The sequence below is a fragment of the Halomonas binhaiensis genome, from assembly GCF_008329985.2.
GTDB classification, from domain to species: Bacteria; Pseudomonadota; Gammaproteobacteria; order Pseudomonadales; family Halomonadaceae; genus Halomonas; species Halomonas binhaiensis.
Genome location: NZ_CP038437.2, coordinates 1,428,071 through 1,440,493, shown reverse-complemented (window position 1 = coordinate 1,440,493; position 12,423 = coordinate 1,428,071). Strand labels below are relative to the sequence as shown.

Genomic DNA, 12,423 nt, shown 5'->3' with positions numbered 1-12,423 from the left:
TGACAGGCTGGGTCAAAACCCCATCATGGGATCAGCCAACCTGCACTCCTGCATCGTTCATCCGCCGGGCATACTCTGCCAGCACAATACGTTCCGACTGCACCAGATAGTCATTGAGGGTCGCCGCTGCCTTTTCAAACTCTCCCTTGTCCAACTGCTCGAGAATCTGCTCGTTCTTGCCCACATAAGGGGCATGCAGAAACTCGGGATCCTTGAGCAGGCCGAATACCAGCCGTAACTCAACCAGCAACTGAGTGAACATGGCATTCAAACGCTCACTGTCGGCAAGCTCTACTGTCGCCATGTGGAATTCCATGTTCGCCGTACCAACCCCCTGCCAATCCTTGTTAGCGAGGCAGCGCTTCGCTCGAGCGACAGCTTCCTGCATGCGGTCATGTGCAGGGTGCTGAGGATATGCCTGGGCCAACGCCTGACATTCAATCAGCCGCCGTACTCGATAGATGTCAATGATTGACGCAAGGCTCGGTGCCGCAACGAAAACACCACGGTTTCTCTCATGCTTGACCAAACCTTCCTTGGTCAGCAGGCGAAATACTTCGCGCAGGGTATTACGCGAGATATCCAGACTTTGCGCCAGCGCCGCTTCCGAGAGCCTCTGCCCCGGCAGGAAATCGCCATTGATCAGCTTGCGGCGCATTTCCTCGGCAATGCGGGTGGTCAGGTTCTGCTGGCTCGGGATGTCAGTCATGAAGCCTCCGTGGATTGTCGAGGCACTGAAGGGCAGCAGGAAGCCCCCACACACCCACTGAAAAAAGCTGTGATGTCAGCACGTTGCCATACCTCTCCGAGACAGGTGAAACGCTTCTACTGTAACGCCCCTGGCCACCAACAGGACTCATTGGTGATGAGTATTCGACTAATTGATGACATCTTTCCCATGAATTGTTCAACAAAAAATATGTATGGTTTATCAAAACACAAATGCATAAAGAACATTTTTCCAGATTTGTTCTTCGATATGCTTCCCTCTCCATGGAGACCCCCATGAGCGAACAACATGCGACGGCATCGACAAAAGACTTTGCCAAGGCACGACGATCATCTCTGATTGCCGCCATCTTCTTGATGGCGACCTCAGCGACCGGCCCAGGGTTCATTACCCAGACAGCAACCTTTACCGCGACGCTGGGGGCCGCCTTTGCTTTCGGCATTCTCGTCTCGATCCTGATCGACTTCGTGGTGCAGCTGAACATCTGGAACATCATCACCATTACCCGCATGCGCGCCTCGGACGTGGCCAACGCTGCCGTTCCCGGCAGCGGTTATCTGCTGGCAGTACTGGTGATCTTCGGGGGCTTGGTGTTCAACGTCGGTAACATCGCCGGGGCGGGACTGGGTCTTAATGCGCTGCTGGGTATCGATGTCAAACTGGGCGGCGCACTGAGTGCCGCGACTGCCATCGGCATATTTCTCTCCCGCCGTGCAGGGATGGCCGTGGATCGCCTGATCGTCGTGCTCGGTATCATGATGATGGGGCTTGTACTGTTCGTTGCCTTTGCCTCTCAGCCTCCTGTCGGTGAAGCTCTGCGTCAGACCGTAATGCCGGATACTCTCAACTTCGCCGCCATCACCACCATTGTCGGCGGTACGGTTGGCGGTTATATCACCTACGCGGGCGCACACCGCATCCTTGACCAGGGACTGGGCGGAGCCGAGAACGTACAGGCCGTCACCAAGGGTGCCCTCAATGGCATCCTGGTCACTGGTGTCATGCGCTTCATTCTGTTTCTTGCCATTCTTGGCGTCGTCGCCAGCGGCGTGACCATCGACATTTCCAGCCACGCAGCCAATCCTGCCGCTCAGGCATTCCAGGCCGCGGCTGGTGAGTTCGGCCTGCGCGCCTTCGGCTTGATCCTGTGGGCCGCGGGCATTACCAGCGTGATTGGGGCCGCCTATACCTCAGTATCGTTCACCACCGTCTTCAAGCAGGGACTCTCCGATACCCGTCGCCATCACATCACGGTCGGCTTCATTGCCGTATCCCTGGCGATATTCCTGACACTGGGCACCCCTCCTGCTGCCCTGCTGATCTTCGCAGGAGGCTTCAATGGCCTGATCCTGCCTCTCGGCCTGACCATCTTCATGTACGTGGGCTGGTGCCGCAGAGACCTGATGAATGACTACGCCTATCCGCGTTGGCTGCTGGTACTTGGTTCACTTACCTGCCTGCTGACCTGGTACATGGGCTTCGAGTCCATCGGCCCCATCTTTTCCTTCCTGGCAGCCTGAGGAGACGACATGTCAGTTCGTATCGACTTGAACAGTGATCTTGGCGAAAGCTTTGGCGCCTGGCACATGGGCGATGACGCCGCCATGTTGAACATTGTCACCAGTGCCAACGTGGCCTGCGGCTTCCATGCCGGTGACCCGGCGGGCATTCTCGACACCCTGCGCGAAGCTGCCAGCAAGGGCGTCGCCGTGGGTGCACATGTGGGCTACCCCGATCTGGTGGGTTTTGGCCGTCGCAACATGGCACCTTCCAGCCGCGAACTTATTGCTGATGTGGTCTACCAGATCGGCGCCCTGAAGGGATTGGCTGCGGCAGCCGGAACTCGTGTGAGTTACGTAAAACCCCACGGTGCCCTCTATAACACCATCGCCTTTGACCAACGCCAGGCGACTGATGTGATCACCGCGATCCGTGCCATTGATGCGGACCTGATACTGGTGGGACTGGCAGGTTCACGGGTGCTGGAACTGGCCAGGGAACAAGGATTGCGCACTGTCGCGGAGGCCTTTGCTGACCGGGCCTATCAGGCTGACGGTCAATTGGTGTCACGTCGCACTCCGGGGGCCGTCATCCATGACCCGACCGAGGTCGCTGAACGCATGCTACAGCTTGTCGAACGAGGCAGCGTGCCATCCATCGATGGCAGCAACGTCCGCCTCGAGGCCAACTCGATCTGTGTGCATGGCGATAGCCCTGGTGCTGTCGAGATAGCGCGTGCCGTACGCAACACACTGGAAAGCGCAGGCGTGGAGATCCAGCCCTTTTCATCTGCGGTCTCCTCTTCAGCCTCTGCCGCTTTGACAGCCACTGTTTCAACCGCTGCTGCTTCCGCTGTTGCCGGCGACGGGTCGTGAGCCAGCGTCGCATTGCGCTACGCGGCGATTGAAGACGGAACCATCTGCCACCCCGGTATCCCTATTTTTCACCTGTTACCAGGAGAATCCTCTTGCGTTTTCTGCCGGTCAATTCACACACCCTGATGGTCGAGCTCGAGGATCTGCAGCAGACCCTGTCGCTCTTCCATGCTCTGCAGAGGGCGCCCATCAAGGGAATCGTCGAGCTGGTTCCCGCGGCACGCACCCTTCTGACCACCTTCCAGCCTGAGGTGATTTCCCGACAGCACTTGATAGAGCAATTGGCTGGCTGCGACCTTGACCAGGGCAGTATCTCGGCGACTCGCCACCTCAAGATTCCTGTTCACTACGAGGGCGAGGACCTGAAGCATGTTGCCGAGTTGCTGGGTATATCCAGCCACGAAGTCATCCAACGCCATACACAAAGCACCTATCACGTTGCCTTCAGTGGATTCGCGCCGGGTTTTGCCTACCTCAGCAGTGATGACTCGCTACTCAATGTTCCCAGGCGCAGCGAACCGCGGACTCGCATCCCTCCAGGTGCCGTGGCCTTGGCCGGTGCCTTCAGCGGCATCTACCCCAAGGCCAGCCCGGGAGGCTGGCAGATCATTGGCCACACATCACTGAACATGTGGGATCTTGACCGGACTCCCCCTGCGCTGTTGCAACCCGGCGACCAGGTGCATTTCGTCGATGCCGGCCCCTCGCCTCGTACACAGGTTCCGGTCGGGGAAAACTGTCCTGCCTCACCCTCGAAGCGTGAGACAGCTTCTGGCAGACGTGTTGCCTCATCGGGACTCGAGATCACGGCCACCGGCCTGCAGGCGCTGTTTCAGGATCAGGGTCGTCCCGGCCAGGCCAGCCAGGGGATATCCCGCTCAGGCGCCATGGATCGTGGTGCCCTGCGCCAGGCTAATCGCCTGGTGGGAAATGATGCCGATCAGGCCGGAATCGAGCTGGTCCATGGTGGTTTTCAGTGCATATCCAGAGGCGAACAGGTAGTCGCCATCACCGGTGCCGACGTGCCACTGATGCTGAAGACGGCTGATGGCAGACAATGGCCCTTGCTTACGCATCAACCGGTCGCTCTGGCTGATGGTGACACGCTCACGCTAGGCAGCCCACGTGCAGGTATACGCGCTTATCTGGCGATACGCGGCGGCTTTCAGGAGGAAGCTGTAGTGGGCAGCCGTTCTAGCGACACCCTGGCGGGCATCGGTCCAGCGCCTCTGGCCGTCGGCGACATCCTCGCCGTTTCTCCGCACCCTCTGCGTAGAGCCGTCGCGGCGCCAGAAGTGCCTATCCAGTCGCTTCCTACCCTGCACGATGTGGTGATGTTGGATGTTGAGCTGGGCCCGCGAACCGACTGGTTCAATGCGGATGCCATTCACATGCTGACCCAGCAGGAATGGCAGATCACAGCGCAATCCGACCGTGTTGGCCTGCGCCTCAAGGGCGAGGCCCCGCTCACTCGCCGCATTACGCATGAGCTCCCCAGTGAAGGTACTGTCCGCGGGGCCATTCAGGTACCCAGCAACGGCCAACCCGTATTGTTCATGGCGGATCACCCTCTGACCGGGGGATATCCCGTCATCGCCTGTGTCGCTCGCCACCACCTCGATCTTGCTGGGCAGCTCCCTGTCGGAGCTCGGGTGCGCTTCAACCCCATTACCGCTTTTGAGGCCAAGAGCATCGATGACTGACGCTGGAGACAGACTCACAATGAATAAAGTACCGATGAAAAATGCACCGATGAAAAATGCACCGATGAAAAAAGTCCTCATCGCCAACCGTGGCGAGATTGCCGTGCGCATCGCACGTGCCTGTGCCGACTACGGCGTGTCCTCGGTGGCCGTCTATGCAGATGCAGACTTCAACGCGCTGCATACCCAGGTCGCCGACGAAGCCTATGCACTGGAAGGAAAGAGCGCGACGCAGACCTACCTCAATCTGGATAAGCTGCTCTCGATTGCCCATCAAAGCGGAGCTGACGCGGTACACCCCGGTTACGGATTCCTGTCCGAAAGTGCCGACTTTGCCAGAGCCGTGATCAATGCAGGCCTGACCTGGATCGGCCCATCCCCTGCCTCCATCGAACAACTCGGCGACAAGGTTCAGGCGCGCAAGATCGCCATGCAGGTGGGTGCGCCACTCGTTCAGGGCACAACAGACCCCGTCACAGGCGCCGCTGAGGTCGTGGCCTTTGCCCGCGAGCATGGCCTGCCGATTGCCATCAAGGCCGCCTTTGGCGGAGGTGGCAGAGGACTCAAGGTCGCCTGGCAACTCGACGAGGTCGAAGAACTCTATGCTTCCGCCGTGCGTGAGGCGACAGCGGCCTTTGGCCGTGGGGAATGCTTTGTCGAGCAGTACCTTGACCGCCCGCGCCACGTGGAAGTCCAGGTACTGGCGGACCAGCATGGCAACGTTCAGGTGCTGGGCACGCGCGACTGTTCATTGCAGCGTCGCAACCAAAAACTGGTCGAGGAAGCTCCGGCGCCTTTCCTCAGCGAGGATCAGCATCGGACGCTGATGACAGCCGCCCGGGATATCTGTGCCCAAGCTAGCTATGTCGGGGCCGGTACGGTGGAGTTTCTGCTCAGCACCAGTGGCGCCATTTCGTTTCTTGAGGTCAACACCCGGCTGCAGGTAGAGCATCCCATTACCGAAGAAACCTCAGGCATCGACCTGGTCGTCGAGCAACTGCGCATTGCTGACGGACTGCCCCTTGCCTCTACTGAAACACCGACGCCACGAGGCCATGCCTTCGAATTCCGCCTCAATGCCGAAGATGTCGGGCGAGGCTTCCTGCCGACACCTGGCAGCATCACCACATTCAGCATGCCCTCCGGCCCCGGTATCCGCGTGGATAGCGGCGTGGACTCAGGCTCACGCGTACCTGGCGAGTTCGACTCATTGATGGCCAAGTTGATTGTCACGGGCGCGACACGCAAGCAGGCTATCGCTCGTGCACGACGGGCATTGCAGGAATGCCGCATCGAGGGGGTCGCCAGTGTTCTGCCCTTTCATCAGGCCGTCATGCAGCATGACGATTTTGTCGGCCAGGATAATTTCAAGGTCCATACGCGCTGGATAGAGACGCAACTCACAGACCTGCCGACAGCGGAACGCCCCCAACCTGCCGGTGATGTTCGTTTGCACCACACGGTGATGGAAATCAACGGGCGTCGCGTCAAGATCGGACTGCCAGTGGAACTGTTGAATGCCATTCAGACCATTCCCGAAGGCGCACTGCCACAGCACCAACAGGATGGACCTCAAGCGCAGGACAGTTCGCCGGAAGATGGGGTCCTGTCCCCCATTACCGGTAACCTGCTGTCGTGGTCGGTGGAAGATGGCGCCCTGGTCGAACCGGGCGATACCCTTGCCATCATGGAAGCCATGAAGATGGAAACCACCGTGACAGCTTCTCGACGTGGCCGAGTCCAACTGCTGACCAAGGCGGGCGAACAAGTGGAAGCCGCCACGCTCATCGCCCGGCTGATCGAAGGCGATTGACGGAGCAAGCGAGAAGCAAGCGATAGGTATCTCCACTTCCACCGGCATCAGGTGGAAGTGGAGATCGCCACCGGGATAGCAGGACATCGTCATTTCCAGACTGACTAAAAACACAGACACAGTAAACATCATCAATTACATAAAAATACCTCGCGTATACAACAGAATACTCTCGTCATTCCTGTGACAAAATACAATATTGTTCAATATATTTTTATGCACACATAAGCTGCATCATTTTATATTCAACTTACAGGGATGGAATATGAAAGTATCTATTATTGGAACCAGCAATTCAGTGATAAAGAATGGCTATACCCAGGCATTGCGGGAAAAATTTGAGGTAAATAACTTATCTTCTGGAAGAAACCCTATATTCTTTCACATCAAGCAATTACTTAACAATGCGGAATCCTTGATGTCAAGTGACATCATCATCATTGACCACTATGTCAATGATATAAACTTCTATTGCAATCATTATCAGAAAAAGAACAGGATCAACAATTACTTTCACCACATAAATAATTACTATAAACTTCTTTCGATGCTTGGGACACCTATCATAAACGTCATGTTTCCTATCCGATTTCTAAAGCCGGGAGACAAGAACCATATGAGAATAAAAAGAATTTCAAAAAGATATGGGCATAACGTCATAGACCTTAATGAAACCAGGATCGAAAAGACGCATTACAAGGATGCGGTACATATCAAGCCACAGAAGTCTTTTATTTTTGGTGAGTATCTTTCTGAATATATAGTGAAGCACTACTCAAAAAGCCAGCCACAAAATGCGCATCATGCCCCTTCTGAGAGATCCAGCATTCTTGATTCATTGAAAAACAGCCCATATATGGTGCTGTCTGCTGATAAAGTAAAAAGTCAGTCTGACAATGTATCTCTAGAAAACTTCACGAATAGCCTGATATCGCTTGGATACCTTGATGGTACTTCTACAGCCAGCGGAGTCAAGTACGCGCTGCCTGAAGCATTCGAGAACTCTGAACTATTATCCATCGGCTATATCAACCTGGCTGAGAAACCCCATGGCATCTCAATAAATGACAAGCATGGAAAGTCACACCGTTACACACTCAATGGCAAGCTTTATTACCATGAGTCATTTGACGACCCGATAGAGATAAAGGACCTTGTCCATATAAAGACACATGCAGACACCAGCGATGGCCAGTTTTCCAACCTGATGGGAAGGCAATCCATGGGCCCTCCCGTGTTACCCGCCAATATCGTGGAACTACTGGTACACAACCCGGCTATGACCATGGAAGAGCAGGAAGCGCCTGCTGAAGACATTCCGACAGCCATGGATATGGAAGCTCTACGTCAGCGGTGGCTCATATCAAAGCCGACCTCCAGGGCATTTACCTTGTCGACGTTCAGTTCATTGAAATCCAAGGTGAAGAATAATCGAGAGTCAGCCGACGTCCTGCGCGAAACAGCGTGCATGTTTGAAGAGATCGGTGACCTGACAACCGCCAATGCCATCATGAAGCAAGCCGCATTGCTCAAACCCAATGCGCCCGTGATAACAAAGAAACTCCAGGAGTATCGCTCTCTGTTGAATGCCGACGCCAAAACAGCCTGACACTTCGGATTGCAGGTGAACAGCGATCTCACGATGCCATCAGTACTGGAGCGAATCACTCATCAATAAAGACCATCCATAAAGAACATCAATAGGTGACCGTCACTACGACAGTATCCGTGTATGTTCCTGGGGGAGGCGTCGATTGTGACGGCACACGACCATACACGGTCAGGTTCTGCGTGGCATCGGCGCCGGTACCACTCGCCGTGTTGCTTCCGATGGTGTTGCCCCAGGGCTGGCTGCGGGCAGCATCCTGGTAGAGACCGTAGGTGATGGCCTGGCCGCCCAGCATCATGCGCCGCTGGGTCGGGCCATCACCATTGAGTCCATTGTTCAGGCCGACGTTGTAGGTCGTGCCCGAAGTGCAGTTCACGGCGATAGCGCCCGTGGCATCCACGGCAGCATCCAGCACACCATGATTACCGAAATTGATGTCCTGCGCAGTGACATTGCAGTTGGGAGTGACGTTTGCCTGCACAGTGAAATTCGAATTCGTAGGGTTTTGCGTCAAACCACCGCAGCTGGCTGAGCTGGTCGTGCGCCAGTTGAGTTCCACGTGGGCGCCAGGAAACGTTGACGTATAGACACCTGGCGCAACCCCCTGTTGATTCCCCGCAACCCGCGCATAGATCGTGCGTGTGGTCGATACAGACCCCAGGGCCGGCACCGATAGCTGCAGGAAGACCGGTGTCCCGAGGGCTGACTGTGTTCGCGACCCCCAAGGCGTTGCACGGGCGGCATCCTGGAAGAAGCTGTAATCCAGCCTGGCGTTGCCCGGACCAAGCATGTGGCGAACCCCAGAGGTTGAGCCGCCGGTGCCTGCATTGAGGTTAAGACAGATACGGAAGGTCGCGCCAAGTGTGGAACTGCATGTGATGTCGACGTCTCCAGTGGTATCGGCGTCGCCACCGGTCAAGGTGTCGACATTGCCGAAGTTGACGTTGGTCACACTGAAGGAGCAATTATTCAGCACCTGAGCCGCTGCCGACATCGGCAGCAGCAGGATGAAGAGCAATGGGATGATGGCAGGACGCAACATGCAATTCCTCATTCAATCGGGCGACAGACCACATTGGGAATGGTGACTTGTTCACCCTCGTGGGGCTCGTAGCCAAATTCAGCGAAGCAGCGTCCACGGGTGGGCTGATCCACGACGATTCGGTTGTGCGAATCGAGCCCAGTGATAAAGGCCAGGCCGTCATAACCGATGACAAAACCTTCCGCAGCACCCTCGACCTTGCCAGTCGCCCCCGTTTCCAGGTATTCCCCCGCCGCATTTCGCAGCGTGACAAGCGCAGCCTGGGCGTCGGTATCAACATCGAAATCGACCACGGTACCGCTACGGTCGGCCGGGACCGTAATCTCGCGGGTACTGCCGATCGTGGCATCGATGGGAAGGTTTCTTGGATCAATCGAGATCTGGTTGCGTTCGTAGGAACGCAGATCGGACAGCAGCAGTTTACCCTTGCGGTTGGTACGTCCCGCCGGACGGTTTTCATACTGCACATCAACACCCGCAACGCCGGTATCGACAATAGTGAAGGCGTCATCGATCCGGTCCGACAGGAAGACGTCCCGGCTAGCGAAGACGACGGCTCCGTCTATCTGACCCGTGGCACGGTAAATATCGTCATACTGTTCAACACCAGCTTCAAGGCGGGCAAAGGATGGGCGGTAGCTGATGGCCGCAGCTCGGTGGGTGACCTCCCCCTCAGTATCGCGAAGACGCCAGCCAACGCTGCCGATTTCTGATCTTTCCGCCTTCACCAGGTCCGTCGTCACCGAGGTCCCGTCGGAATCCGAGGAAACACCGGTCGATGCATAGATATCCCTGCCAAGCGGTATTGAAAGGCCGACAAAAACGCCGAAGGAATCGCTATCCTCGAGATCCGTGAAGGCTGTGGCAAAGAGGGACGCCCTGCCGATCGGACGGTTCAGGGAAAGGCCGAGGATCTGCGAACGATCTTGCTCGACTGTCTCAACCTGGGTGTAGCTGACATTGAGCGTTGAGGGGTCGAACGTCAAAGGCGCAGAGATGGACACCTGATCCAGCGCGCGCGGTGGTGCGGCAGTATTAACGCCATCGTCCAGGAACGAGGAAGAATCCGCCGTTACACCAGCAATATCGTTGTAGTCTCCGAACGTGCGCTGTGTTCGCGCAAAAAGATGCCAGTCCCAGAACTCGAATTCGGCACTTCCTGCCACTTGAAAGCCTGTCTGACCATCAACGCGGCTTGTTGATCCGGCAAGGGAACCCACGCCATAGGAGCCAAGGCCAAACGCCGTTCCGGCTCCACCGTTCACAAGCCCGCCTCCTCCCTCGGCATGCCCCTCCAGGGTAAGCCGATCGGAAAGTCCGTAGCGAAGCGTACCCGAGGCCATGAGGCTCTCGTCATAGTCACTGGACTCGACCCCGTAAAAGCGGCGGGCAAAGCCGGCTTCTGCCGAATAGTCCCAAAGCCCTGACGCCAGGAGGTTGGATGAAGCGAAGAAAGGCGTCTCTGAGGTTGTCTCTCGCCCCAGTGCGTCGCGTACCACTACCCGAGCCGTCCCGCTTCCCGTCACCACCGGCAGGTTGGTCACCTGGAACGGACCAGCCGGAATCTGCTCGGAAACCCGACGGGCATTGTTGACGTAGATGTCGACCGTAGAAGGTACCGCCGCGGATCCAGACAGATCGGGCAATGGCATGGTGACGAGATCCGGCCGCAATCCAAAATTGCGCTGGACCTGGAGACCGCCAAGCCGGGTGGGACGCGTCCAGCTCAAGCCACCGGAGATGACATCACCAGCCCGAAACGAGGTTAACCATTCAGGATTCGAATAAGACCAGGTCGTATCAAGGCGCGTGGAGTCGTAACGCTCGTTCGACGAAGCGCTGGCGACATACGAATTCGTGAACACGCCGAATGGGCTGAAGATACGGCCTTCGAACCATCCCGATACACCTTCGAAGTCCCACACGTCATCAATGTCATCTCCGCCGGTACTGGTATACAGCGTGTAATTCATGAGCGCACCAAAGCTGCTTTGGGCATCGGCCGAAGGAGGCTCATCCCACGCGCTTGCCTGGGCTTCGATGACACGTTCGGAAAGTGCATCGAACTCAGCGGTAAAGTGGATGCTTTGACTGGCTTCGCTGTAATCGAAGGACACCCCAGGGAGCTGTGCGATATCGACGAGCCCATCCGGCCCAAGGGCCTTTTCAGGCACCCGGATACCCACGTTGCGTAGCTGGTCGGGGGCGATCGCAAGCCCCCCGTCAGCGTCCTGTCGAAAGACGGCAACCAGATCAGTCGAAGTGCCGTTGATAAAGACTTCGAGCTGCAGGTCACGGGTGCCGTTCGAAAACGAACTGGCCGATTCGAAACCCATGGCAGCAGGAGGAATTGCCCCGGCAAACGCTTTTTGACCATACAACGGCGCAAGGAACCCAATCGACATTGGAAGCAGAATGCTAGCCGCCGCTAATACGTGCGGTCGCATCAAAACGTCCTGTTTCGCTGTCCGCTGTTATTGTCACCGCCCCTTCTGAAATATCGCTGCGGCCCTTTTCCGGTACAAACCAGCTGGCGGTCGAACTCCCCAGTACATAGCCGACAAGGCCCTCGTGCTGGGCCACGACCGTACCGTCACTGATCAAGGAGAGATTCGATACCTTGAAACGGCGGTCGCCATCATTACGTACCGAAACCATGTAGCCATTTTGTCGCTTCTCGACCGACCATGAAGGATGCGCATCCTTAACATCAGGCTCGGCGAAGAACACAGGGATCGAATGGCGAACCACAAGAGTGACCGTGCCGGCATGCTGTCGCGACGGAGATGGCAACTCATCCACGACCAGCCGATAGCTTTCCTCCGCCTGTACGGGCTGTTTTGTTGTTCGCACTATACGCACGATATTCTCGCCACCAGGCTGAAGCGTGGTGATGGGAGGACTGGCAGCAACATCGCTTGCTGTCTCATAGACATCGTTACCATTCTGCTGGGTCCAGCGGAACACCCGAACCTGGACATTGATCGGTCGTTGCGCGTCGTTCCAGATTCGGATCGTGGATGCCGACGTCGGTGCACTGAGATCAAGGATAACGGGTGCGACACGCAATGACGCCGCCACTGACGGCGCAGACAGACTAAGAGCGGTGATGAAGCACGTGACGAATCTGGCGATTGATCGCATCGTTCTC

General features: G+C 56.7%; 9 protein-coding genes. 5 read left to right on the top strand and 4 right to left on the bottom strand.

The window, feature by feature from the left end; all coding sequences use genetic code 11:
* Positions 1 to 31: 31 nt before the first annotated feature.
* Positions 32 to 709 carry a GntR family transcriptional regulator gene (locus E4T21_RS06245; RefSeq protein WP_149284190.1) on the bottom strand — a complete coding sequence of 226 codons (678 nt, stop codon included), beginning with the start codon at positions 707 to 709 and terminating at the stop codon, positions 32 to 34.
* A 296-nt stretch (positions 710 to 1,005) separates the two neighbouring features.
* Here E4T21_RS06245 and E4T21_RS06240 point away from each other — a divergent pair, with 296 nt between their 5' ends.
* From E4T21_RS06240 to E4T21_RS06220, 5 genes are all read left to right on the top strand, one after another.
* Positions 1,006 to 2,250 (top strand): NRAMP family divalent metal transporter, encoded by a 1,245-nt coding sequence (locus E4T21_RS06240; RefSeq protein ID WP_149284189.1) that lies wholly within the window; start codon positions 1,006 to 1,008, stop codon positions 2,248 to 2,250.
* 9 nt (positions 2,251 to 2,259) lie between these two features.
* Positions 2,260 to 3,105 (top strand): LamB/YcsF family protein, encoded by an 846-nt coding sequence (locus E4T21_RS06235; RefSeq protein ID WP_149284188.1) that lies wholly within the window; start codon positions 2,260 to 2,262, stop codon positions 3,103 to 3,105.
* 92 nt (positions 3,106 to 3,197) lie between these two features.
* A complete protein-coding gene (locus E4T21_RS06230) occupies positions 3,198 to 4,808 on the top strand; it encodes a 5-oxoprolinase subunit B/C family protein (protein WP_149284187.1) in 1,611 nt (536 codons plus the stop codon).
* Between the two features lie 64 nt (positions 4,809 to 4,872).
* The gene (locus E4T21_RS06225; RefSeq protein ID WP_149284186.1) at positions 4,873 to 6,621 is read left to right on the top strand and encodes an acetyl/propionyl/methylcrotonyl-CoA carboxylase subunit alpha; all 1,749 of its coding nucleotides are present in this window, start codon (positions 4,873 to 4,875) and stop codon (positions 6,619 to 6,621) included.
* Positions 6,622 to 6,886: 265 nt separating this feature from the next.
* Positions 6,887 to 8,230: a hypothetical protein gene (locus E4T21_RS06220; protein WP_149284185.1), complete on the top strand. Its 1,344-nt coding sequence runs from the start codon at positions 6,887 to 6,889 to the stop codon at positions 8,228 to 8,230.
* A gap of 88 nt (positions 8,231 to 8,318) precedes the next feature.
* On the opposite strand, the gene E4T21_RS06215 is transcribed toward E4T21_RS06220, so the two are convergent.
* The 3 genes from E4T21_RS06215 to E4T21_RS06205 are packed head-to-tail and all read right to left on the bottom strand — an operon-like array spanning position 8,319 to position 12,416.
* Positions 8,319 to 9,272, bottom strand: coding sequence for a Csu type fimbrial protein (locus E4T21_RS06215; RefSeq protein ID WP_205423465.1), 954 nt, complete (start codon positions 9,270 to 9,272; stop codon positions 8,319 to 8,321).
* A gap of 8 nt (positions 9,273 to 9,280) precedes the next feature.
* Positions 9,281 to 11,719: a fimbria/pilus outer membrane usher protein gene (locus E4T21_RS06210; RefSeq protein WP_149284184.1), complete on the bottom strand. Its 2,439-nt coding sequence runs from the start codon at positions 11,717 to 11,719 to the stop codon at positions 9,281 to 9,283.
* Positions 11,691 to 12,416 carry a fimbrial biogenesis chaperone gene (locus E4T21_RS06205; protein WP_149284183.1) on the bottom strand — a complete coding sequence of 242 codons (726 nt, stop codon included), beginning with the start codon at positions 12,414 to 12,416 and terminating at the stop codon, positions 11,691 to 11,693. The genes E4T21_RS06210 and E4T21_RS06205 overlap by 29 nt, the downstream gene beginning before the upstream one ends.
* Positions 12,417 to 12,423: the final 7 nt, after the last annotated feature.